21 protein-coding genes and 1 riboswitch are annotated in these 23965 nt (G+C 46.1%); of the genes, 19 read left to right on the forward strand and 2 right to left on the reverse strand.

Annotated features, from left to right (window positions below; translation table 11 throughout):
* Positions 1-111 precede the first annotated feature (111 nt).
* On the reverse strand, positions 112-1410 hold the full coding sequence (locus ODOSP_RS13925; RefSeq protein ID WP_013612942.1) for a M18 family aminopeptidase: 1299 nt from the start codon (positions 1408-1410) through the stop codon (positions 112-114).
* A gap of 328 nt (positions 1411-1738) precedes the next feature.
* On the opposite strand from ODOSP_RS13925, the gene ODOSP_RS13930 reads away from it, so the two are divergent.
* Positions 1739-2218, forward strand: a complete 480-nt coding sequence (locus ODOSP_RS13930; protein ID WP_013612943.1) for a Dps family protein — start codon at positions 1739-1741, stop codon at positions 2216-2218.
* 64 nt (positions 2219-2282) lie between these two features.
* On the opposite strand, the gene ODOSP_RS13935 is transcribed toward ODOSP_RS13930, so the two are convergent.
* On the reverse strand, positions 2283-3200 hold the full coding sequence (locus ODOSP_RS13935; protein WP_013612944.1) for a DMT family transporter: 918 nt from the start codon (positions 3198-3200) through the stop codon (positions 2283-2285).
* A gap of 127 nt (positions 3201-3327) precedes the next feature.
* Positions 3328-3519, forward strand: a riboswitch (cobalamin riboswitch).
* Positions 3520-3678: 159 nt separating this feature from the next.
* Between ODOSP_RS13935 and ODOSP_RS13940 the strand changes: the two genes are divergently transcribed.
* The 18 genes from ODOSP_RS13940 to ODOSP_RS14025 all read left to right on the forward strand — a co-directional run bounded on the left by ODOSP_RS13940 (position 3679) and on the right by ODOSP_RS14025 (position 23957).
* Entirely contained in the window at positions 3679-4644 is a 966-nt protein-coding gene (locus tag ODOSP_RS13940) for a DUF4465 domain-containing protein (RefSeq protein WP_013612945.1), read from the forward strand.
* A 121-nt stretch (positions 4645-4765) separates the two neighbouring features.
* Complete coding sequence (locus tag ODOSP_RS13945; RefSeq protein WP_013612946.1) at positions 4766-6544, forward strand: PKD-like domain-containing protein; 1779 nt, start codon at positions 4766-4768, stop codon at positions 6542-6544.
* Between the two features lie 9 nt (positions 6545-6553).
* Positions 6554-8608, forward strand: coding sequence for a DUF4971 domain-containing protein (locus tag ODOSP_RS13950; protein WP_013612947.1), 2055 nt, complete (start codon positions 6554-6556; stop codon positions 8606-8608).
* Between the two features lie 85 nt (positions 8609-8693).
* Positions 8694-9767: a glutaminyl-peptide cyclotransferase gene (locus tag ODOSP_RS13955; protein WP_013612948.1), complete on the forward strand. Its 1074-nt coding sequence runs from the start codon at positions 8694-8696 to the stop codon at positions 9765-9767.
* Between the two features lie 13 nt (positions 9768-9780).
* Positions 9781-11856 (forward strand): TonB-dependent receptor plug domain-containing protein, encoded by a 2076-nt coding sequence (locus tag ODOSP_RS13960; RefSeq protein WP_013612949.1) that lies wholly within the window; start codon positions 9781-9783, stop codon positions 11854-11856.
* Positions 11857-11874: 18 nt separating this feature from the next.
* Positions 11875-13014 (forward strand): ABC transporter substrate-binding protein, encoded by a 1140-nt coding sequence (locus ODOSP_RS13965; protein ID WP_013612950.1) that lies wholly within the window; start codon positions 11875-11877, stop codon positions 13012-13014.
* An 18-nt stretch (positions 13015-13032) separates the two neighbouring features.
* Positions 13033-14277 carry a C10 family peptidase gene (locus ODOSP_RS13970; RefSeq protein ID WP_013612951.1) on the forward strand — a complete coding sequence of 415 codons (1245 nt, stop codon included), beginning with the start codon at positions 13033-13035 and terminating at the stop codon, positions 14275-14277.
* A gap of 3 nt (positions 14278-14280) precedes the next feature.
* Complete coding sequence (locus ODOSP_RS13975; protein ID WP_013612952.1) at positions 14281-14691, forward strand: BACON domain-containing protein; 411 nt, start codon at positions 14281-14283, stop codon at positions 14689-14691.
* Entirely contained in the window at positions 14692-15672 is a 981-nt protein-coding gene (locus ODOSP_RS13980; protein WP_013612953.1) for a FecCD family ABC transporter permease, read from the forward strand.
* Positions 15669-16424, forward strand: coding sequence for an ABC transporter ATP-binding protein (locus ODOSP_RS13985; RefSeq protein ID WP_013612954.1), 756 nt, complete (start codon positions 15669-15671; stop codon positions 16422-16424). The genes ODOSP_RS13980 and ODOSP_RS13985 overlap by 4 nt, the downstream gene beginning before the upstream one ends.
* Positions 16379-16984, forward strand: a complete 606-nt coding sequence (locus ODOSP_RS13990) for a DUF2284 domain-containing protein (RefSeq protein WP_049782981.1) — start codon at positions 16379-16381, stop codon at positions 16982-16984. The genes ODOSP_RS13985 and ODOSP_RS13990 overlap by 46 nt, the downstream gene beginning before the upstream one ends.
* 169 nt (positions 16985-17153) lie before the next feature.
* Positions 17154-18317 (forward strand): dicarboxylate/amino acid:cation symporter, encoded by a 1164-nt coding sequence (locus ODOSP_RS13995; RefSeq protein WP_013612956.1) that lies wholly within the window; start codon positions 17154-17156, stop codon positions 18315-18317.
* A 72-nt stretch (positions 18318-18389) separates the two neighbouring features.
* Entirely contained in the window at positions 18390-18800 is a 411-nt protein-coding gene (locus ODOSP_RS14000; protein ID WP_013612957.1) for a hypothetical protein, read from the forward strand.
* Positions 18801-19070: 270 nt separating this feature from the next.
* Positions 19071-19670 (forward strand): TetR/AcrR family transcriptional regulator, encoded by a 600-nt coding sequence (locus ODOSP_RS14005; RefSeq protein WP_041556879.1) that lies wholly within the window; start codon positions 19071-19073, stop codon positions 19668-19670.
* Complete coding sequence (locus ODOSP_RS14010; protein WP_013612959.1) at positions 19667-20269, forward strand: TetR/AcrR family transcriptional regulator; 603 nt, start codon at positions 19667-19669, stop codon at positions 20267-20269. Before ODOSP_RS14005 ends, ODOSP_RS14010 begins: the two co-directional genes overlap by 4 nt.
* 82 nt (positions 20270-20351) lie before the next feature.
* Positions 20352-21788: a TolC family protein gene (locus ODOSP_RS14015; protein WP_013612960.1), complete on the forward strand. Its 1437-nt coding sequence runs from the start codon at positions 20352-20354 to the stop codon at positions 21786-21788.
* 22 nt (positions 21789-21810) lie between these two features.
* A complete protein-coding gene (locus tag ODOSP_RS14020) occupies positions 21811-22791 on the forward strand; it encodes an HlyD family secretion protein (RefSeq protein WP_013612961.1) in 981 nt (326 codons plus the stop codon).
* Complete coding sequence (locus ODOSP_RS14025; protein WP_013612962.1) at positions 22788-23957, forward strand: ABC transporter permease; 1170 nt, start codon at positions 22788-22790, stop codon at positions 23955-23957. The genes ODOSP_RS14020 and ODOSP_RS14025 overlap by 4 nt, the downstream gene beginning before the upstream one ends.
* The last annotated feature ends 8 nt before the right edge of the window (positions 23958-23965 follow it).

The following is a 23965-nucleotide window of genomic DNA, read 5'->3' on the forward strand; positions in this document are numbered from 1 at the left end:
ATCCGAAGAATCAATTGTGAAATTAAAATTTGATCTTGCCGGTTAAAACACTGATCCCCACAAATCAGACTTTTTGATTTGTGGGGATAGCTCCTCAGGTAGTCCCTGATTTTAAATGTTATAGAAAGTCGTAAACGCTTTGATCACATAATCCTGATCGAGCACACCGGCTGTTTCACGAACAGAGTGCATGGCCCACATGGGGTTACCTATATCTACTCCGCGCATTTCCATTTGCGTCAGGAGGATATTTCCCAAGGTAGAACCTCCTGCCATATCCGAATGATTGACAAAAGTCTGATAAGGTACACCGGCCATCTTACAAATTGTAGCGAATACAGCTGCCGAATCACCGTCAGTTATATATTTTTGGTTTGCGTTGATTTTGATTACCGGTCCCTGGTTCATGATCGGATGGTTGGTCGGATCGTGTTTTTCGGGATAATTAGGATGCAAGGCATGAGCCATATCGGCCGAGATCATAAAAGAATTGTGTATGGCCCGGTAGAGCTCTTCGATTTTATAACCTTGGTTGAAAGCTACCCGTTCCAGAATAGTCCGCAGTATCGGTGATGCTGCACCTTGTTTGGTGCCGCTGCCTACTTCTTCGTTGTCGAAGATGGCTAACACTTTGGTCTTATTACATGGCTTGGAATCGAGAAGAGCCGTCAGGCCTGCATGAACCATAGCCAGGTCGTCCAACCGGCCGGAAGAGATAAATTCGTTGTTTAGTCCGAATAAAGTTCCTTTACCATATTCATATAAGGTGAGGTCGAAATCCAGGATATCTTCTGCCGGAATATTCATTTCCTGAGCAATAAGCTTCAGAAGGAAATTGTCTTTTTCGAAAGTCTCGTTGATCATGGCTATGACAGGAAGCATATCTCTTTGCTTGCTGAGCGGATTACCCTGATCGTTTACTGCCCGGTTGAAATGGATGGCGATATGGGGTATTTCAAGCAACGGCCGGTCGAAATTGATGAATTGAGTGGCCGGTTTAAGGGGTTTGTCACTCTTGACCATGACCCGTCCGGCCATAGACAGAGGCCGGTCGAACCAGGTATACATGATCGGGCCTCCGTAAACTTCTGTGTTCAGTTTCAGGTATTTCCCTTCCACCGGCATTTCTGCATGGGGTTTGATCCGGAAAGTCGGAGAATCACTATGTGCACAAATCAGTTTAAAGCCTTCTTCTGCCAAATTACCGTTGCCCGGAATAAAAGCATATAAAGAAGAATGATTCTTGGTCACGAAATATTTACCCCCGTGTTCGATATGCCAGGCTTCTCCTGAAAAAAGCTGTTTGAAACCATGAGCCTGAAGGCGTTGTTTGATGCTGAGGACAGCATGGAAGTTGGTCGGACTCTCGTGTATAAATTCGAGCAGATCCAAAGCGGCTTGTTTTTCCATAATTTATAGATTTATTTATAACAATTTTATTAGCGACAAATATACCATCGGTGGATGATCATTTTTTACCGACCTTAAATTAGAAAGAATATTTTAAATAACCTGCTCCTTCCGGGAAACATTTTGAATGGAAATGCCGATTTTTTTGTGGTTTGAAAAAAAATGGATTTGTTTTAGTGGTTTTGTTGTGTTTAATGTATTGATTATGAATAATTATAGATTATTTGAATTGTGTTGTAAATATTATTGATTTGATTTATAATTTAAGCGGTTATATATTTGTATCAAAGAAATAAGAAATAGTAGAAATCAATTAAAAATAAGAATTATGAAAACGAAAAATTTAATCGGATTGGATTCAGAGAATGCTCAACAAGTAGTAAACCTTTTAAATGAGTTGTTAGCCAACTATCAGATTTATTATCAGAATCTGCGTGGATTTCATTGGAACGTCAGAGGTAACCGTTTCTTCGTTCTGCATGCTAAATTTGAAGAGTTGTACAACGATGCTATCGAAAAGGTAGATGAAATTGCTGAACGTATTCTTACTTTAGGTGGTGTACCTTTGCATTCTTATGCAGCTTATACTAAAGTGGCTACTTTGAAAGCTAAAGAAAATGTTACTGACGGAGATGCTTGTTTGCGGGCTGTTGTAGAGGATGTGCAGGTATTGTTGAAACAGGAACGTGAAATTTTGAGTGTCGCTGCAGAGATTGGGGACGATGGGACTCAGGATGTGTTTTCTTCTTATGTTTCAAGTCAGGAAAAGCTGTTGTGGATGCTCGATGCCTATCTGAATCAGAAATGAGTAAGGTAAAAGGTATAAAGTAAAAAGAAAAAGGTGGAGAGATCGATTTTCCACCTTTTACTTTTTACTTTATACCTTTTACTTCTTCTTTCGCTTTGCTTTGTGTCACAAGGTACACACCTGTAAATACCAGTAAAGCGGCGATCGGTTTGTCCCAGCTGAATACATCTTGTCCGATAAGAATCGCTATAATGGAAGCGATGATCGGCTGTAAATTGTTGTACATACTGGCTGTAGTGGGACGAATTCGTTTCAAAGCCATAGGAACCAGGAAGTAAGCGATGCCGGTTGCCATAATGACTATATAACTCAGTTTCAGGATAACGAATGGGTTGCTTTCTGTGCCGAAGACTTTAGCTTCCGGCAGATCGGAAATACCGGGAGGAAAAGAGATAAGGGCTGAAAATAAAAACATCCATTTCATCAGAGTGATGGCGGAATAACGTTGTGAGATAGGACGGGTGATGACTAAATAGATGGCATAAGTGATTACATTAACGATGCAAAGTAGGTTACCTATCCAATTGCCGGATGAATCGGTATTTATAGCCGACGATTGAAAAATGATCAGTAAGGCACCCGATGCTCCGATCAAAACTCCGGCAGCTTTTTTGAATGTGACGGGCTCTTTTAATATCAGGGCTGCGATCAGCATAACCGCGAGCGGGGTCATGGCTGCAATGATGGTAATATTGACCGGTGAGGTGTACAGAAGGGCATTGGCAAAAGATACTTGTGCCCCTACCAGACCGAATAAGGCACCCCCAAAGATCGTCCATAGATCCCGTTTTCCGACTTCTTCTTTCGGAGCCAGTAAGCCGATACCCCAAAAAACAAGGGTAGCAAAAACCATCCTTACAAAGGTAAGAGCATACGGACTGATCCATTCCGGGACAATGGTTTTCGCTATGGGCGTATTTAAGCCGAAAATCAGATTCGTAGCCAGTATTGCTCCATGTCCCAGCCATTTGTCTTTTGTCATCTTGTTTTTTTTGTTTTCTGCGGTAAATATAAGATAAATCGGCCGAATAATCTTATTTCTCGCTATTAGTAATTTTACTACTTATCAAAAAAAAGGGAGAAAAAAAAGATTATATAAAAAATAACTCTTAACTTTGCATTTGTCAAGTTTCCTATCGAAGTGTCGATTGGAATTAAAAGGGAATACCGGTGAGAATCCGGAGCTGTACTCGCAGCTGTAAGTCCTATTAAAGTTTATCGCACTCTTTGCCACTGGTGAAAGCTGGGAAGGCGCGATAAGCGGGATGAGCCAGAAGACCTGCTTGATGAGATATGATTAGTGACCACGGGATAATTGGCATTAAATCAAAATGAACAGAGGCTCCTCCAAAGATTACCTGCATTCTTTTTGATAACCGATTTCTCATTCGTTGCAAATCTATCGCAAAGAAAACGAATGTGTGCTTAAACTTTTTTGTTTAACTTTTAATAATTGAGTTATGAAAAAGAATTTTAGATTTATGGCAATGGCAGCTGTAGCAGTTGCCGCGGCCGTGTTTACGGGATGTTCATCCGATGATGACTTCCTTACTCCGTATGAAGAGAGTGCGATTCAAACCCGCGCTATGAGTTCTACCAATGCGATTATCAATTTTGATAACGCATCCGAAAATGTAATGGCTTCCGACCAGTATGGAGCCAACCTCTATTCGGCAACCGCAGATGGAAATCAGGTAACGACCGGCTACATCGCTCGAATCGGAGAAACCGACACATATATTCAATTCCCGATTAATTATTTGAAACAGGAATGGGTTACCGGACAACCTTGGCAATATGAGTATTGGAATGGAGGCTTTGCTATTTCCAATTTTCATAACATGACACAAGGTGACTACCAGAATCAATGTAGCGTGTATTGGCCTAACGGTGGTCATAGCGGTAATAATTTCGCTGTAGCTTTCGGTTATAGCGATTCATATAATGATTCACAAACAACCTATGACAAGTGTGCCAAGATATATCTGACTGATTCAACTGGATACAAAGTTACAATCCCTAATCGTGCTGTAACTGGAATGGCAAAAACCGGAAGATTCAATAGTCTTTGGGTCTGCAACACGACTTATGCTTATCTGGTCATGAAGGATGGGAACTCGTTTACCCAAGGTTCTTTGCAAGAACAAAACGGATGGTTCAAAGTGGTATTTGTTGCTTTGAATGCAGAAGGACAACCTACCGGTAAGAAAGTCGAATATTATTTGGCAAACTTTGATTCAAGCAAAAATACGGAATCAGGCTTGACGAATCAAATCCGCATGGGTTGGAATCAGGTGGATTTAAGCGGTTTAGGAGATAGTGTGTGTACCGTTGCGATTAACTTCGAAGGAAGTGATTCAAGCACGTACGGCCTGAATACTCCGGCTTATGTTGCCATAGACGATATAGATGTAACTGTAAACTAACATGAATCGGGGGCAAATGCTTTTTAACGATAAATAAAAGTGTTTGCCCCTTTTTATATCCCCGCTGGAGATTGACAAGCTACTTTCTTCAAGGGATTTTTTATTGATTAAAATCATCAACATGAAGAAGTATTTGCTTTTATTCTCCATAGCGGTATTTTTATTCTCTTGTAACAAGGACGAAGAAATATCGCAAGACGTGACCGTTCCCCCTGTTATCGAGTTGGACAGCGAGGACGGTATTTACGTGGTAAAGATAGGAAAAGAGGTCGTTATCGAGCCGACCTATCAAAATGTCGATTACGCCGTTTATTCATGGAAATGCAACGGCCGCATTATTTCCGATGAGCCGCAACTGATATACACTTTCGACGAATGCGGATCGTATTACGTTACCCTGCGGGTGGACACGAGAGATGCCAGCGCGGAAGAGGAGATCCGTGTGAAAGTCAATGAACTGGCGCCTCCTGTCATTTCATTGGTAACTCCCTCGACGGGGCTCAAAGTTGTTGCGGGACGTGAATACATCCTTACCCCTGACATTCAAAATGCTGAAGGAGCTACATACTTGTGGACTCTTGACGGGAAAGAGGTCGGCACGGAAAATACCTATACGTTCAAGCAGGATAAACTGGGGACTTATGAACTGACTCTGACCGTCACGAATGAGGACGGCAAAACGGAAAAGACAATCACAATCGAGGTGGTCGATAAACTTCCGATCGGAATAGAGATTCCGTCATCTTTGTACTTTGCCGAAGATAACACGAAATATATAGAATTGGGTCGTACCCTGTTTATTCGTCCCTACGTGTCGGTAAATGCCGAACCTTCTTACCAGTGGAGTTTGGACGGACAGGAAATCGACGGAGCCAATGCGTTGATATACGGATTCAAACCTACCCAAACCGGAGAATACACACTTACTTTTACGGTGAAATACAATAATCAAGATACGAAGGCAGCCGTTCTTACCCGGAATATTTCGGCCTCCGGCGTAGATGAAGTCAGTGTCGATATTCCGGTGAAATGTTGCGAAGCAACCGAGAAAAGAGCGTTTGCTGCCGGAAATTCCATTTACAGTAATAAGGTATACGAATTTGTTCCTGCTCCCGGACAATTCGTAAACGAAACGAATACGGCAGGATTCAACGGAGAACGTACACATGAATCCGCTTGTGCTTATGCCCAAAAACGCCTCGATAATGAGAAATACGTTTCTCTCGGCGGTTGGGGCGGATATATCGTAGTAGGATTCGACCACAGCATTGAAAATAAAGGCGGTTATGATTTCTCGATCAAGGGGAATGCTTTCGATTCATCGAATGAACCGGGTATCGTTTGGGTTATGCAAGATGTCAATGGGGACGGATTGCCCAACGATGAATGGTATGAATTGAAAGGCTCGGAATATGGAAAACCCGAAACCATTCAGGATTATGCCGTGACTTATTTCCGACCCGGTCTCAATATGGATACACCATGGCAGGACAACAAGGGGAATACGGGTGCGATTGACCGTCTTGGTAACTATCATCCACAAGAGTTTTATTACCCCTTGTGGATTGAAGCGGATTCTTATACGCTATACGGCACATGCCTGAAAGCGCGCACGGAACAAAGTCCTACTACGGGAATGTGGTCCAATAATCCGTTCGGCTGGGGATATGCCGACAATATCGGCGATGATATGCCTGACAAAAATAATCCCGGAGCGGCGGCAATCGGCAACTTCTTCAAGATTTCCGATGCAGTCAATATCGACGGAACCTCGGCGAATCTGACCCATATCGATTTTATCAAGGTGCAAACCGGGGTCAATGTCAAAGCGGGTTGGTTAGGTGAAAATTCCACGGAAGTATTCAAGTTCTGTGACGAAAATAACAATAATGACAAATAAGATTCCATCATGAACAAGCTATATTATTTCATCCTATTCTGTTTCGCTGCACTCTGTTTTACTGCGTGCAGTGATGACGATCTGGAATTCAGCGGAATAGAGGGTAAAGATCATTATATTTCCGATTTTGCCCTGAATGTTGGTGGTATTACTTATCAAGCCACGATTGCCGGGGATAAGATTACTGTTGAGATTCCATACAACACCGATTTGAAGGGTGCAACAGCAGCCTATACTTTAAGTGAAGGAGCCACCATTAACCCCAACCCATCGACCATACAGGATTGGGAGAATGAATGGAAATTCGTTGTTACCTCCAAAATGCAGGAAAGCAAAGTATTTTCCTATACATACCGATATGCCGACATCGAGCAGAGCGGCAGCGTGGTTCTCGCCACACAAGCCGAAGTGGATAATTTTGCCGAGACCGGAATAAATAGAATCGACGGCAACCTAACCATCGGAACGGCTGACGGGGAAGAAATCACCAATTTGGAAGGGCTCGCCAATTTGAAACAGATAAGCAACACCCTTATTCTCAATCCCTCCTACAAGGGTGCCGATTTGTCGGGACTGGACAATCTGGAGCAACTCGGCAGTTTCAAATTAGGCTCAATCATTTCTACGAGTAAAAATACTACGCTCAAAACGGTTAATCTACCCTCCTTGCTTGGAGTGGTCAGTGATTTTGTTATTAACAGTTCCGTCATTGAAAAAGTTTCCATTCCTAAGGTCACAACCATCGGCGAAGATCTGTATGTGACCTCTGACGCGTTACTCGATTTGGATGCAAATGCAGTCGAATCTATCGGTTCTTCCTTAATTGTTAAGGGTTCTGTGATACAAAAAGAATCAGCGACAACCGAAGCAATTGTCTTTTCAGCGCTCAAACGGGTTGGGAACGAACTTACAATACAGTATTTTCCCAAATTGCAAGGAATTTATCTGCCTGCATTAGAAAGTGTTGCAGGTACTGCCTCATTTACCGATATGGCCTTAATCGGGAGTATTGCAATGACTGAATTATATTCGGCAGGAGGTCTGACTATAAAGAATTGCAAAGAAATATCCACCATCGAGCTACCCGGCCTTACATCCTGTGGAGAGTTCAGTGTGGATGCAAACAAAGTCAATAAATTCAATATATCCGCTTTAAGGGACGCATTTGGAAATATGACTTTGAGCAATTTGCTCATTGAAGAGCTGGATTTGTCCCGAATAAATTTTAACGGGAATACACTTACCTTACAGTGTAACCGATTAAATAAGATTGTAGGATCGGAAACATTTAACGGTAATTTGCTGTTGCTTCCCAAAAACTGTCGATTGACAGAATTTACTCTGGAAGGTATCTTGAACATGCAAGGTAACTTTGAATGTAAAGATTATTTTTATGTCAAAAGGTTCATTATGCCATTTGTCAATGTGGCAGGAGATATAACCATTGCTTTGAATACTGGTTCTGTTGATACGGGAGCGGAAATCGAATTTCCTAAATTGCAGGAAATCGGAGGTGCTTTAACATTAGGAAAGAATATAAATGCAAATAAGATCGACTTCCCTTTGTTGAAGAGAATTCTCGGTTCATGTTCAGTTACTACATCATCCCTCAAGGATGACATCGAATTTTCTAATTTGGAAAGTATTGGAACAGAGGCAGGGAGCACACAGGCCGAATTTAATATTAACAAAACTAATATTTTATGCCCCAAATTAAAAACAATACACGGTGGCGTCAATATCATTACCGATGTTGCTATGTTTGGAATGACGGCAAATAATATATCTTATCCTAACGTGGAATCCATATCCGGAGATCTTTCAATAACATGCCCTTTCTCTGCTTTTGGTCCAAACGGCATAGTATCCATAGATTTTTCCGGTCTCAAATCGGTAAAGAGTATTAACATAAGCGGTCAAGGGGATATAAACAACTTCAGTACTTTCAAATATCTGTTCGAGAACAACATTCTTACAGAAGCATCTCAATGGGATGTAACGGATTGTGGCTACAACCCCACCTACCAAGACATGAAAGACGGGAAGTACAAGCCGGCTGAATAGATAACCGAACAATAAATTTTCTGCCGATCCTCGGTATGGATACCGTAAGGTACACATACCGGGGATTAACCGTAACAATAAAGATATGACCCGTCACAAACTGAAATACCTGCTGTGGAGCGCAATTGTGTCGCTGTCTCTCGCCTCCTGCATGAAGTGGGACTACGGCGATGCGGTGGAGGAGTTCAATGCCTCCGGAGCAGGACTGTTCATCACCAACGAGGGCAATTTCCAGTACGGCAACGCCACACTCAGCTACTACGACCCCGCGACCAAAACGGTGCAGAACGAAATCTTTTTCCGCGCCAACGGCATGAAGCTCGGCGACGTGGCGCAGTCGATGTGCATCCACGACGGCAAGGGCTGGGTGGTGGTGAACAACTCCCACGTCATCTTCGCCATCGACCTGAACACCTTCAAGGAGGTGGGACGCATCGAAAACCTCACCTCGCCGCGCTATATCCACTTCCTCTCGGATGAGAAAGCCTACGTCACCCAACTGTGGGACAACCGCATCTTCATCATCAATCCGAAGAAATACGAAATAACCGGTTACATTCAGGTGCCGGACATGACGATGGAGAGCGGCTCGACCGAACAGATGGTGCAGTACGGCAAGTACGTCTACTGCAACTGCTGGTCGTACCAGAACCGCATCATCAAAATCGACACCGAGACCGACCAAGTGGTCGACGAACTGAAAGTCGGCATCCAGCCCACATCGCTGGTCATGGACTGCAATAACAAGATGTGGACGGTCACCGACGGCGGTTACGAGGGCAGCCCCTACGGCTACGAAGCCCCGTCGCTCTACCGCATTGACGCCGAGACGTTCACCGTGGAGAAGCAGTTCAAGTTCAAATTGGGCGACTGGCCCTCGGAAGTGCAGCTCAACGGCGAGCGGGACAAGCTCTACTGGATCAACAAGGACATCTGGTGCATGGACGTGAACGCCGCCCGTGTGCCGGTGCGCCCGTTCCTTGAATACAGCGGCACGATTTATTACGGACTGACGGTAAACCCCGCCAACGGGGAGGTGTATATAGCAGACGCCATCGACTACCAGCAGCAGGGCAAGATATACCGTTATTCGCCCGACGGCGAACTGCTCGACGAATTTTATGTCGGCATCATCCCCGGTGCGTTCTGCTGGAAATAAAAAAGGAGGCAATATGAAAAGACTATATCTGTTATTCGCTTTGGCTGTTTGTCTCCCCGCCGCACTCTTTGCGCAGCAAACGGAAAGCAAGAAGAAATCGGCCTGGCATCTGACCATCCCCGAAGTCACGGTCATCGGTCATCGGCCGATGAAAGACATCGGCGTGCAGAAGACGAAGTTCGATTCGGTCGCGCTCAAGGAGAACATCGCCCTCTCGATGGCGGACATCCTGACGTTCAATTCGTCGGTCTTCGTCAAGAGCTACGGACGCGCGACGCTCTCGACGGTCGCTTTCCGCGGCACGTCGCCCTCGCACACGCAGGTGACATGGAACGGCATGCGCATCAACAATCCCATGCTCGGCATGACCGACTTTTCCACCATACCGTCCTATTTCATCGACCAGGCGTCGCTGCTTCACGGCACCTCGTCGGTGAACGAGACGGGCGGCGGTATCGGCGGCCTCGTCAAACTTGCCACGACGCCCCATGTAGGCGAGGGCTTCAACGTACAGTACGTGCAGGGCGTAGGTTCGTTCAAGACGTTCGACGAGTTCCTGCGCCTGACCTACGGCGGCGACCATTGGCACGTCTCCACCCGTGCGGTCTACTCCTCGTCGCCCAACGACTACAAGTACACCAACCACGACAAGAAAATCAACATCTACGACGACGACAAGAACATCGTCGGACAGTATCATCCCGTGGAGCGTAACCGCAGCGGGGCTTTCAAGGACCTGCACCTGTTGCAGGAGGTGTATTACGACACGCGCAAAGGCGACAAACTGGGGTTGAACGCCTGGTACATCCATTCCAATCGGGAGCTGCCGATGCTCACGACCGACTACGGCGACGCGACCGATTTCGAGAACCGCCAGCGGGAACAGACGTTCCGCGGCGTCGTGTCATGGGACCACATTAAAAGCAACTGGAAAGTCGGCGTGAAAGGCGGCTATATCCACACGTGGATGGCTTACGACTACAAGCGGGAGGTAGCCCCCGACAACTGGGCCTCCATGACGCGTTCGCGCAGCAAGGTGAACACGTTCTACGGTCAGGCGGAGGGCGAGTACAGCCCCTCGAAACGGTGGTTCTTCACTGCCAACGTTTCGCTTCACCAACATTTGGTGCGCAGCGAGGACAAGAACATCATCCTGCAAGACGGCAACAAGGCCATCGTGGGCTACGACAAGGGGCGCGTGGAACTCTCGGGCTCCCTTTCGGCCAAATGGCAGCCCATCGACCGCATGGGGCTGTCGGTGGTGCTGCGCGAAGAGATGTACGGCGATAAGTGGGTGCCGCTTATCCCCGCATTTTTCATCGACGGCATCTTGTCGAAAAAGGGAAACATTGTCGCCAAGGCCTCCGTATCGCGCAACTACCGCTTCCCGACACTGAACGACCTCTACTTCCTGCCGGGCGGCAATCCCGACCTGAGAAACGAGCACGGATTCAGCTACGACGCGGGCGTCAGTTTCGAGGTCGGCAAAAAGAGTATCTACAAACTGAGCGGCAGCGCGAACTGGTTCGATTCCTACATCGACGACTGGATCATCTGGCTACCCACGACCAAGGGTTTCTTCTCGCCGCGCAACGTGAAGAAAGTGCACGCCTACGGTGTCGAGGTCAAGGCGAACCTTGCCGTGCAACCGGCCAAGGATTGGCTTATCGACCTGAACGGCTCCTATTCGTGGACGCCCTCCATCAACGAGGGCGAGAAGATGTCGCCGGCCGACCAGTCGGTAGGTAAACAGCTGCCTTACGTTCCGGAACATTCCGCCTCGCTGACGGGACGCCTTTCATGGCGCTCGTGGGCGTTCCTCTACAAGTGGGCCTATTACTCGGAGCGTTTCACCATGTCGAGCAACGACTACACGCTGACGGGACACCTGCCGGAGTATTTCATGAGCAACATCTCGCTCGAAAAGGGGCTTTCGTTCAAGCCCTTGGATCTGCAACTGAAATTCGCCGTCAACAACCTCTTCAACGAGGATTATCTCTCGGTGCTCTCGCGCCCGATGCCAGGCATCAACTTCGAGCTGTTCATCGGCATCACCCCGAAGTTCGATAAAAACAAGAAAAAACAGTAAACGAAAATCCGCAACGATATGAAAACATGGAAAAACCTGAGCCTGATACTGCTGCTTGCGCTGGCATTGGCAGGCTGTCGCAACAAAAGTTCCAACCTCACCGATTTCAACCGGTCAGTCTATACGCCCGGATACGCCTCGGGCTTCGATGTCAAAGGCGCCGACGGCAGGCAGAGCGTATTGCTCACCGTTACGAATCCGTGGCAGGGTGCCGAGGGTGTCGAAACAGCCCTCTTCATCGCCCGCGACGGCGAGACCGCACCCGAGGGATTCGAGGGGCAGGTACTAGAAGGCGATGCCGGACGTATCGTCTGCGTGTCCTCGACCCATATCGCCATGCTCGATGCCATCGGCGAAGCCGGGCGCGTGGTCGGCGTGTCGGGCATCGACTACATCTCCAATCCCGATATTCAGGCACGCCGCGACAGTATAGGCGATGTCGGCTACGAGGGGAACATCAACTACGAGCTGCTGCTGTCGCTCGACCCCGACCTGGTGTTGCTCTTCGGCGTGAACGGGGCGAGCTCGGCGGAAGGCAAACTGAAAGAGACAGGCATCCCGTTTCTTTATGTCGGCGACTACTTGGAGGAGTCTCCGTTAGGCAAGGCCGAGTGGTTAGTGGCACTCTCGGAGGTCGTAGGCCGGCGTGCGGAGGGCGAAAAGGTCTTCGTGGAAATTCCCGTCCGGTACAACGCTCTGAAACAGCGGGTGGCGGACAACGCCCTCGACGCCCCGTCGGTGATGCTCAATACGCCCTACGGCGATTCGTGGTTCATGCCCTCGACCGGGAGCTATGCCGTGCGGCTGATTACGGATGCGGGTGGCGATTACATCTACAAGAAGAACACGGGCAACGCCTCGACGTCCATCGATATGGAGGAGGCTTACCTGCTGGCATCGGACGCCGACGTGTGGCTGAATGTCGGCATGGCGAACACGCTCGACGAATTGAAGGCCGCCTGCCCGAAGTTCGCCGACATCCGCTGCGTCCGGAACGGCTTCGTGTATAACAATAACGCCCGTATCAACGCCGCCGGGGGCAACGACTACTGGGAATCGGCAGTTGTGAATCCGGACATCGTGCTGCGCGACCTGATAAAGATCTTCCACCCCGAACTGGTGGAGGAACCGTTCGTCTATTACAAGCAATTATTTTAATTTTAAATACATCAAATTATGAAAGTGAAACTTTTTATTGTAGCCATTATTTGTTTGCTACAAAGTTGCTCAACAACAGATTTCTTAGATGAGCAGAGAGTTGAAACGATTTCAAATGATAATAATGAGGTCTCTTATGTTATTCCTCTTGAAGATGCACTAAAAAATGTCGAAAAGGTTCTTGACTGCATTAATGGTGCTTCTGTTTCAAGAGCATCATCTCTTAAATCTGTAAAGAATATACAAATTCTTTCTATTAGCAATACCATTTCTTCTCGTTCTTCTCACGTAAACGCTGACACTGCGATATATATCGTTAATTATGATGACGGTTTTGCATTACTGGGGGCAGATTATAGATTGGATCCGATATACGCGATCTCTACAGAGGGTAATTTTGATCTGTCTGATACTATCCAAAACAAAGGTTTAGCATTGTATATCAATAGCCTGAAATCTGAAATTACCACAAAAATTAATTCTAATGAATCTAATTCACGGGCTTCTATTCCGGAAGTCGATGGTAATATAAATAGTCCTTACCAAATAACAGATATTGCCCTTTCTTACAAACGGGGTCCATATGGTAAAAACCGACTTTGGGGACAAAGCACTCCGTTTAATTATTATTGTCCTACCATATCTGGGACCAAGACTCTTGTTGGATGCGTTGCGGTAGCTACCGGTTTAATTATGGCTCATCATCAACATCCCGATTTTATTGATGGGGAACCCCTAAATTGGACAGCAATAGAGAATGGGCAATCGGATTTGGCTTTGTTCTTATATCGTCTTGGAGGGTCTAAATATTTAGATATGGATTATGGTATTCTTTTAAGTGGTGCTCTATCTACTAATGTACCTAAAACTCTGAGATCATTAGGATATTCATGTGGAGAATTAGAAACATACGATAAAGATAAAATTGTAGCACATTATTCAGAATCGTTTAATCCAATATATATGAGAGGTAATACAGGCTCAGATGATTATGGGCGTTATACTGGAGGTCATGCTTGGATTATTGATGGGGCTATGGATATTTGGATGAAATACGTAATGCCGGGGCGATTAATGGAAACTCATGCTATCTATTTCTATTGTAATTGGGGATGGGAAGGAAGTGCCAATGGTTGGTATAAGCACTTTTCGTTAGCTCCCGTAAATGGGCCTGAATTAGTTGAACATGGGGACCAGAATTCTTCAGTCAATTACAATTTCAATGTTAATATACAAATGATTCTTGATATAAAGCCTTTGTAACATATGGATAGATATCTTATGATGACTCTACTATCATTGCTGTTTCTGTCTTGTTCTCATGAGGAAAATAGCCTTACGAGAAAGGATGGGGATTGGGATGATGACATCAAACTCTCAAAGCATGAAATAGTCTTTGGTTCTGACGAAGGAAGCGAAGTCATTAATTCGGAAGGCCTTTGGTGGTTGTCTGGAGTTAAGATTCCTCAATCAGACATTTGGTACAAAGGTAACGGAGACATCCATACTACCGGTGAACTTGGAACTTATGAATGGATGACATTGGAAAAGCCGACAAATAAATCACTTCTTATAAAAGTTGACAAAAACACCGGAGGAGAACGGAATTTCCAAATTGTGGTCACATGTGGCGACTTCTTTGACTATATCCTTGTAACTCAAAAAGGTGTGAAATAAATGCGCTCCCGCTCGGCCATACCCTTTACCGCATTGTCTGCACTTACGGCCGGTCTTTTTCTGCTGGATCTGGCCGTCGGTGCCGTGCGTATCCCCGTTGCCGACGTGTGGGCGGCCCTGACGGGCGGCGATTGCCCGCAAGCCACGGCGAAAATCGTGGTGAACATCCGGTTGATAAAGGCGGTGGTAGCTTTGCTGGCAGGCGCGGCGCTGTCGGTCAGCGGGTTGCAGATGCAGACGCTGTTCCGCAATCCGTTGGCAGGCCCCTATGTGCTCGGCATCAGCTCGGGCGCCAGCCTCGGCGTGGCGCTCGTGGTGCTTGCCGGCATCGGCTCGTCGATAGGCGTTGCCGCTGCTGCTTGGATAGGTGCGGCTGCCGTGCTGCTGGTAATCGCCACCGTAGGCCACCGCATCAAGGACATCATGGTCATCCTGATCCTCGGCATGATGTTCTCGTCGGGTGTCGGGGCGGTCGTGCAGATCCTGCAATACCTGAGCCGCGAAGAGGCTTTGAAAGCCTTTGTCATCTGGACGATGGGGTCGCTGGGCGACGTGACGGCGCAACAGCTTACTATCCTTGTGCCGTCAATCGTTGTCGGATTGCTGCTGGCCGTATGGACTATCAAACCGCTCAACCTGCTGCTCTTCGGCGAGGAGTACGCCGTGACCATGGGGCTGAATATCCGCCGCTCGCGCGGACTGCTCTTTCTCTCGACGACGCTGCTTGCCGGAACGGTAACCGCTTTCTGCGGACCGATAGGCTTCATCGGGCTGGCCATGCCCCACGTCGCACGGATGCTCTTTCGCAACGGCGATCACCGCGTGTTGGTACCGGGAACGATTCTTTCAGGTGCGGCGGTGCTGCTCCTTTGCGACCTCGTTTCCAAGTTCTTCACCCTGCCGATAAACGCCATCACCGCATTGTTGGGTATCCCGATCGTGGTGTGGGTGGTATTGCGCAACAAATCCTTTACGGCATGATACAACTGCACGATTTTTCCATCGGCTATGGAGAGCGCACGCTGCTCCACGAAGTGGAGGCCGCTATCCCGAAAGGCTCGCTGACAGCGCTTATCGGCCGCAACGGCACGGGCAAGTCGACGCTGCTCCGAGCCATAGCAGGACTCAACCGCCGCTATACGGGCGAGATACTGCTCGACGGACGCGATATTTCTGACATGAGAGCCGACGAAATGGCAAAGACGCTGGCATTCGTTACGACCGAGCGCACGCGTATCGCCAACCTTAAATGCGAGGACGTGGTGGCCGTCGGCCGTGCTCCCTATACCAACTGGATCGGACGGATGCAAGATGCCGACAGGGAGATTGTGGCATGGTCGCTCGCCTCGGTGGGAATGTCGGATTATGCTCGGCGAACAATGGACAAGATGTCGGACGGCGAGTGCCAGCGCATTATGATCGCCCGCGCACTGGCGCAGTCCACGCCCGTCATCCTATTGGACGAACCCACCTCGTTTCTCGACCTGCCCAACCGCTACGAACTCTGCTCGCTGCTGGCTCGGCTGGCGCACGACGAGGGCAAGTGCATCTTCTTTTCGACCCACGAACTCGACATCGCCCTGTCGCTTGCCGACAGCATCGCCCTCATCGACCCGCCGCAGCTGGTATGCCTGCCGACCGACGAGATGCGGCGGAGCGGCTGCATCGAACGACTGTTCAAGAATCAATGCGTATCATTCGATGCTGCAGCAGTTATAAAAGTACGGTCGTGACAACAGAATATACGATAGAATATTTTACGGCTGATATAGGCGTAGATGAATACATCGAACGCTTCCGCGACGAGGCTCGTTTCATCGAACTGTGTGAAAAGTGTCCTAACTTTGGCTGCAGTTGGGGGTGTCCTCCTTTTGATTTCGATACCGACGAATTTTTGCGCCAATATAAATATGCACACCTTATGGCGACGAAGATTATACCTGACCGAAATGATATTCCGGTGGAGATGACGCAGGAATTTATCAGGCCGGAACGGGTCAGGATAGAAAAGGAACTATTGGAAATGGAACGGAAATATGGAGGTCGTGGGTTTGCCTATGTCGGAAAATGCCTGTATTGCAGTGGCTCCGAATGCACCCGCAAACGCAACCGCCCCTGCCTGCACCCCGACAAAGTGCGCCCGTCGCTTGAGGCATTCGGTTTCGATATCGGTCGTACCCTTTCGGAACTTTTCGGAATAAGGCTCCTGTGGGGCAAGGACGGCATCCTGCCGGAATACCTCATGCTTGTAAGCGGGCTTTTTCATAATTCGGTGGCATATTGGCAGCGGTAATGCGACTGGCGAATATCTCTCGTAACAGTAATTGTGCCGTTTATTGTCATTCCGCACCTCCTTAATAAAGTTCTTAAACTTTACAGACTCATTTTTTTGTTGTAACATTGTGGTTTCGGAAACGTTTGAATTATTGTGGGTAAATACTAATATTAGAAAATGATTGTCTATGAAAAAGATGAAATTAGGTCTATTGCCTCGTATTATTATTGCTATTGCTTTAGGTATTGTGTGCGGACTTTTCTTTCCCGGTTGGATTGTCCGGATTTTTTTGACTGTTAATTCTTTGTTCGGTAATTTCCTGAATTTTATTATTCCGTTATTGATATTAGGCTTGGTGGCTCCCGGAATCGCCGATCTGGGGAAAGGAGCCGGACGTTTGCTGCTGATAACCGCTTTGCTGGCTTATGGTTTTACTTTGTTTTCAGGCTTTTTTACTTATTTTACCTGTGATCTTTCTTATCCCTGGTTGTTAAATACCTCCGATAAGCTGTCGGCTGTGGCGGATAATACCGTTGCCTTACAACCGTATTTCACTGTTGAAATGCCTGCTGTCATGGGAGTTATGTCGGCTCTGATATTGGCTTTTACGTTAGGTTTAGGAATGTCGGTGATCGACGGCAACCGGTTGAAGTCGGTTATGGATGATTTTAAAGACATTATCAATCAGGTGATTACTGCCGTGATTATCCCTGTTTTACCTCTCTATATTTTCGGTATTTTCCTGAATATGACCAATTCCGGGCAGGTTGCCGGAGTGATGAATGTATTTCTGAAGATTATTGTCGTTATTTTTGTGATGACCGTAGTCTTGTTGTTTATTCAGTTTTTTATCGCCGGTATGGTCGGTAAAAAGAATCCCCTCCGTTTGTTCCGCAATATGTTACCTGCTTATATGACTGCTTTAGGCACCCAATCTTCGGCGGCAACGATTCCTGTAACCCTGGAGCAAACGATACGGAATGGCGTACGTCCTGACTTGGCCGGTTTCGTTATCCCGTTGTGTGCTACGATTCATCTGTCGGGGAGTACCATGAAAATCGTCGCTTGTTCGATGGCCATCATGTTGATGAGTGGTATGGAAATAAATTTTGCCCAATTCGCCGGATTTATTATGATGCTCGGGATTGCTATGGTGGCAGCACCGGGTGTGCCGGGAGGTGCTATTATGGCAGCCTTGGGATTGTTACAGTCGATGTTGGGATTCGATGAAACTGCCCAGGGATTGATGATCGCACTTTATATTGCTATGGATAGTTTCGGTACGGCGACTAATGTTACCGGTGACGGGGCTATTGCAGTTATTGTAGACCGGATTAATTCCGGGAAATAGATACCTTTGTGAATACCGGATTTTTTGCCTCTGAATTATTTCTATATCTTTGCAGCGGAAAATCAAAATAATATGAACTTGAAGTATATACTGATCGTATGGGGAGCGATGCTATTTTGTGTGGGGTGTAGTGAAGATGATGTGGATTCCAGCTACTCGTTCGATGTGGCCGGGCTGAAAGCTACTGTGACAAATGACAAAGGAAGTGTTGTCGAGATGAATACTATTTTATTGGATTCTTTGCAACAACAGGGATTTGTAGGTGAAGTTAGTTTCTCTGAAGAAACCCGGGCCGAAAACGACCGTTTGGCTGAAGAAAAATTTGCAGAGAAACTGGAAAATATCAAAAATATCAAACCCGCCCGTTTGTTACAGCTTCTACCCGGAGAAAGGGTCATGGTAACTTTTGATTATCTGTTGAAACGCGGAAAAGATGTGCTCGAAGAGGAAGAAATAACCTTAGATGAGGCTATCGCGTTGTAGGGAACGGATTATTGTCCGTATCCAATGGTTCTGTCGGTAAATAATTGTTGTACAACGTATACCGAATCTTCGTAACTACCTGTATAATCCCAAGCAGATAAACACGACGGCTTGTACCATTCAGAAAAACCGCTTCGAATTTTTTTATAAACTACATTCCGTAGTTGAACCTTCAATCGGTCGATTTTGAAAATAAATATTAATCCTGATATTTATTGTTGTAATTTTGTTAATTATTTACTATTTTTGCATACCGAAAAGTATAAAAATATGCCGGATTTGAAAGATGAAATAGTGAATAAATCTTTTTTCCAATTTCTGAACAGAGGATATAAAGCTTGTTCGCTGAAAGATTTGGAGAAAGCTACCGGTTTGACGAAAGGTGCGTTTTATTATTATTTTCGGAATAAAGAAGAAATACTGAAAGCCGGTATCGAAAAGTATTTGTCCGTAGTCAGTGAGATAAGCGAAGAAGAGTTTTTGGAAGTCGGTTCATTGAAGGCCTATATAGATATCGTAGTGGCCCGGAAAGAACGAAGAGCTGAACAATTACAACAGATGTTCGACTTTTTTATTATAGATATCGCTTTTTTTCAGTTGGTTTTGGAAGTAGCCCCTCTCTTTCCGGAATATCGTAAATGGATTGACGAGTTGTCTAAAGATCGTTTGTCCCGTTGGGAATATATGATCTTGAAGGCGAAACAGCAGGGAGAGATCAAAGGTTCGCTCGATACCTCGGTATTGGCGCGTAACCTGATGTCGGTGTCGACCAGTATGTTGAATATCGAGTTGGGTACCGATAATTTGCACTTTATGTTTTCGGATATGCGTATGCAGTTTGAACAATATTATTTATTGATAAAAAAATGAATAATACCCGTCGGCAAATCATAGAAACCGCTTTTCTGCTCTTCTTGAAAAAAGGGTTTAAGGCTGTGCGGCTGAGTGATATAGAACGGGCTGCGAAAATTACCCGCGGTACTTTTTATTATCATTTCACCAATAAAGAAGAAGTACTGAAGGAGGGATTGTATTCTTATTATGCCTTGCTGAACTCAAAAAGAACCGAAGAATTCGGGCATATTTCGACATTGCGGGAATATGTCGACCTCACTATTCAAAAATTGACCGGGATACATAATTATTCAGCACGGACATTCAGTAGTGAAATTCCTGAAATTCTTTGCCTTTCGTTGATCGTGGAAGTGATCGCCCTATTCCCCGAATTTAAAAAAGTGGTTTTGGCTTCGAAAATGTTGCGACTTTCTAAGTTGGAACAGTTGATATTGAATGCCAAACGGGCCGGAGAATTGAGAAATGATGTGGATACCTCTATTTTGGCAAAGAATTTGCTGAATATTAGCGTCGGTGTGATAAACTATCTGATCATGCATCAGGATATATCTTATGCATTGTCGGCGGTGAGATCACAATATGAACAACTTTATTCTCTGGCTGTCGGAGAATAATTTTTTTATTGAAATACATACCGAAAAGTATAAAACAAATTACGTTATAATAGATAGAATTTATTATTCAATAACCGATCATATGAAGAAGTTGATTTGTGGAATATTAATGTTAGGAACGATTGCCGGTGTATATGGGCAAAAAGTGATGAGCTTGGAAGAGTGCAGGCTGTTGGCTCTGGAAAATAACAAAAAGTTGAAAATGGCCGATGAGCAGATAAACGCAGCAAAAGCTAAAAAAGAAGAGGCTTTTACCAAATATTTGCCTGCTTTGGATGCGATGGGGACTTATATGCACAATCAGAAAGAGATCAATTTATTATCCGAAGATGCCCATTTGCCTGTCGGTACGATCGGACAAGACGGTAAATGGACGCTCGGTAAAGATCAGATTATGATCGGAGCAGACGGAAAACCTGTGATGAATAACGGCCAATATGTCCCTAAAGATTATGCTCTGTTGCCCAAAGAGGCGATGACCGTGGATGATAGAAATATGGCTCTTTTGCAGGTAGGACTGACACAACCGATTTATATGGGGGGTAAGATCAGAGCCTATAACCAACTGGCAGGGTTGTCCGAGAAATTGGCCGAGAGCGGGAGAGAACAGGAATTGCAAAATATTATCCAGGAAACCGACGAAGCTTATTGGCAAATCGTATCTCTGGTCAACCGACAGAAATTAGCCGTTAAATTTGTCGAGACTTTACAGAAATTCGAACATGATATCGAAGTGATGTACCGAACCGGCGTATCGACTAAGGCGGATATGCTCTCGGTGAAGGTAAAACTGAACCAGGCAGAGATGGCTCTGTTGCGGGTGGAGGACGGTTTGAGTCTGGCTCGTATGAATCTGAACCAAATCTGTGGATTAGCTGTAGATTCGGTTTATACCCTGCAAGAAGAATTATTGAATGTTTTGCCTCAGGCCGAACCGAAGTGGTTGAATATCGAGCAGGTATATGATAACCGTCCGGAGATCAGTAGCCTGACGCTGGCAACGGATATTTACCGGAAGAAAGAAAAGATTGCCCGTTCGGCTTATCTGCCGACAGTGGCTTTTATGGCTAATTATTTTGCCATGACCCCTTCTTTCTTCGATGGGATAAGTACCGGATTCGACGGGATGTGGAGTGTCGGTATCGGCGTTAAAGCACCTATATTCCATTGGGGGGCTTCCCGGAAAACGGTGCGTAGTGCCAGGGCGGAGACCAGTCTGATGAATTTTAAATTACAGGAAGCCCGCGAAAAGATAGAGTTACAGGTAAGCCAGGCCCGGTTGAAGGTCAAAGAAGCTGCCCGGAAGATGGAAGTGGCTGAAAAAAATCAGGTGAAGGCCGATGAGAATTTGAAGTATGCCAACCTGGGATTTCAGGAAGGGACGATCCCGGTATCCAATGTGTTGGAAGCCCAAACGGCTTGGTTGGCTGCTCATGCCGATTTGATCGATACACAGATAGAAATGAAATTGTGTGAAGTGTATTTGCAAAAAGCGTATGGTATATTAGGCAAAGAATAGAAATTATAAACGAAAAGATAGTATGGAAAAGATGAATGGAAAATTGGTGACTTTTACCGGAATCATTGTTTTGGTGCTTTTGGTGGCAATTTTCGGTTTTCTGTTTTGGGAGCCGAAACCTGAGTATATTCAGGGAGAGGCTGAGGCAACGGAAGTACGTATTTCCGGAAAAGTGCCGGGGCGGATCGAAATATTCCGTTTTAATGAAGGAGAACAGGTGAGCCGGGGGGATACGGTGGCTATCCTGGATAGTCCTGAGGTGCTGGCCAAATATAGTCAGGCCGAAGCGGCGGAGGCTGCTGCCCAGGCTCTGAACGAAAAGGCTGAAAGAGGTACCCGCTCCGAACAGATCGTAATGACTTACCAAACCTGGCAAAAAGCAAAAGCCGCTGCCGAGGTAGCGAAAAAAACATACGACCGGATCCTGAAACTTTATGAGAGTGAGGTTGTGCCGGCCCAGAAGAAAGATGAGGCCGAAGCTAATTACAAAGCTATGATGGCTACCGAACAGGCTGCTAAAGCCCAATACGAGATGGCACGCAATGGTGCACAAAGAGAAGATAAACAAGCTGCAGAGGCTCAACTGAACCGGGCGAAAGGGGCTGTCGCAGAAGTGGAGGCTTATGTCAAAGAGACTTATTTGATCTCTCCGATAGACGGAGAAATTTCCGAGCGGTATCCGAAGGTCGGAGAATTGGTCGGTACAGGGGCACCGGTGATGGATATTTTGGATTTATCGGACATGTGGGTATCTTTTAATGTGCGTGAAGACCAGCTGAACGATTTCAGGGTAGGAGAAACATTTAAAGCTTTTGTGCCTGCTTTGGATAATCGCGAAGTGGAATTGAAAGTCACTTATCTGAAGGATATGGGAAGTTACGCTGCCTGGCGGGCTACCAAAACGACAGGGCAGTATGATATAAAAACTTTCCGGGTAAAGGCAAAACCGGTGGACAAAGTAGATGGACTGCGTCCGGGAATGAGTGTTTTGAAAAAATTATGAGTACGCTCGGTTTGTTATCGGCTTTAATGAAACGGGAATTCAGACGTCTGGCTTCCCGGCGGATTTATTGGTTTATTCTGATTTTAGCTCCGGCATTTTGTTTTATCTTTTTTGCCGATTTGTTGAAACAGGGGTTACCAATGAAATTGCCGATAGCCGTGGTGGATGAGGATAATACATCCTTGTCACGGCAATTGGTGCGTTCTTTGGATGCGATGGCCCAAACCGAAGTGGTGATGCGGACGGCTAGCTTTAAAGAAGCCCGGGAGGCGATGCAAACAAGCCGGATCTACGGTATTTTCCATATACCGGCGAATTTCAGACAGGAGGTGTCTGTCGGTAAAAGACCTGAAATTTCATTTTATACAAATGAGACTTATCTGCTACCGGGCTCATTGGTCTATAAAAATATGCGCTTGCAGGCCGCTTTGGCAAACGGGGCTGTACAACAGACCGTATTGTTGGCAAAAGGCGGGGGAGGACCGCTATTGAAAGCCAGGCTGTCACCGATTACAGTGGATACGTTTCCCTTGAATAATCCCTGGATCAGCTATGCCATCTATCTGGCAAGTATTTTAATGCCTGCTTTCGTTTTTATGTTTGCCATGTTTACCGCCACTTATAGCATCAGTCAGGAGACTAAAGAAAAAACGGCAGCCGATTGGTTGCGTCGAAGCAATGATTCTATTGTATTGGCTTTGCTGGGAAAGCTATTGCCTCAAACGCTGATCTTTGTCACTACCGGCTTACTGTATCTTTCTATATTGTACGGTTATTTACATTTTCCTTTGAATAGTGGATTTTTTCCCATGTTTTTAGCTATGTTGCTGTTGGTACTGGCTGCTCAGGGGTTTGCTATTTTTGTTACCGGTATTGCACGGCGCAATCGGATCGCCCTCAGTTTTTGCGGGCTTTGGGGAGTTTTGTCATTCTCTGTCAGTGGTTTTACTTTCCCGGTTCCGGCTATGCCTCAGCTGATGCAGTTGATGTCTGATTTATTTCCGATGAGGCATTACTATCTGCTCTATGTCGATCAGGCTTTGAACGGTATTCCTATGGCCTACTCCTGGAAACCTTATCTGGCTTTGGTATTGTTCGTTCTGTTGCCGTTACTGACTTTGCCTAAATTGAAATTGGATTTACAGGAAAATCGTTATTTACCCTAATGGGAGGT

Source organism: Odoribacter splanchnicus DSM 20712, assembly GCF_000190535.1.
Lineage (GTDB): Bacteria > Bacteroidota > Bacteroidia > Bacteroidales > Marinifilaceae > Odoribacter > Odoribacter splanchnicus.

Coding starts and splice junctions, on each gene's coding strand:
- ODOSP_RS13925 (WP_013612942.1), bottom strand. CDS start 1,410: ATGGAAAAACAAGCCGCTTTGGATCTGCTCGAATTTATACACGAGAGT.
- ODOSP_RS13930 (WP_013612943.1), top strand. CDS start 1,739: ATGAAAACGAAAAATTTAATCGGATTGGATTCAGAGAATGCTCAACAA.
- ODOSP_RS13935 (WP_013612944.1), bottom strand. CDS start 3,200: ATGACAAAAGACAAATGGCTGGGACATGGAGCAATACTGGCTACGAAT.
- ODOSP_RS13940 (WP_013612945.1), top strand. CDS start 3,679: ATGAAAAAGAATTTTAGATTTATGGCAATGGCAGCTGTAGCAGTTGCC.
- ODOSP_RS13945 (WP_013612946.1), top strand. CDS start 4,766: ATGAAGAAGTATTTGCTTTTATTCTCCATAGCGGTATTTTTATTCTCT.
- ODOSP_RS13950 (WP_013612947.1), top strand. CDS start 6,554: ATGAACAAGCTATATTATTTCATCCTATTCTGTTTCGCTGCACTCTGT.
- ODOSP_RS13955 (WP_013612948.1), top strand. CDS start 8,694: ATGACCCGTCACAAACTGAAATACCTGCTGTGGAGCGCAATTGTGTCG.
- ODOSP_RS13960 (WP_013612949.1), top strand. CDS start 9,781: ATGAAAAGACTATATCTGTTATTCGCTTTGGCTGTTTGTCTCCCCGCC.
- ODOSP_RS13965 (WP_013612950.1), top strand. CDS start 11,875: ATGAAAACATGGAAAAACCTGAGCCTGATACTGCTGCTTGCGCTGGCA.
- ODOSP_RS13970 (WP_013612951.1), top strand. CDS start 13,033: ATGAAAGTGAAACTTTTTATTGTAGCCATTATTTGTTTGCTACAAAGT.
- ODOSP_RS13975 (WP_013612952.1), top strand. CDS start 14,281: ATGGATAGATATCTTATGATGACTCTACTATCATTGCTGTTTCTGTCT.
- ODOSP_RS13980 (WP_013612953.1), top strand. CDS start 14,692: ATGCGCTCCCGCTCGGCCATACCCTTTACCGCATTGTCTGCACTTACG.
- ODOSP_RS13985 (WP_013612954.1), top strand. CDS start 15,669: ATGATACAACTGCACGATTTTTCCATCGGCTATGGAGAGCGCACGCTG.
- ODOSP_RS13990 (WP_049782981.1), top strand. CDS start 16,379: ATGCGTATCATTCGATGCTGCAGCAGTTATAAAAGTACGGTCGTGACA.
- ODOSP_RS13995 (WP_013612956.1), top strand. CDS start 17,154: ATGAAAAAGATGAAATTAGGTCTATTGCCTCGTATTATTATTGCTATT.
- ODOSP_RS14000 (WP_013612957.1), top strand. CDS start 18,390: ATGAACTTGAAGTATATACTGATCGTATGGGGAGCGATGCTATTTTGT.
- ODOSP_RS14005 (WP_041556879.1), top strand. CDS start 19,071: ATGCCGGATTTGAAAGATGAAATAGTGAATAAATCTTTTTTCCAATTT.
- ODOSP_RS14010 (WP_013612959.1), top strand. CDS start 19,667: ATGAATAATACCCGTCGGCAAATCATAGAAACCGCTTTTCTGCTCTTC.
- ODOSP_RS14015 (WP_013612960.1), top strand. CDS start 20,352: ATGAAGAAGTTGATTTGTGGAATATTAATGTTAGGAACGATTGCCGGT.
- ODOSP_RS14020 (WP_013612961.1), top strand. CDS start 21,811: ATGGAAAAGATGAATGGAAAATTGGTGACTTTTACCGGAATCATTGTT.
- ODOSP_RS14025 (WP_013612962.1), top strand. CDS start 22,788: ATGAGTACGCTCGGTTTGTTATCGGCTTTAATGAAACGGGAATTCAGA.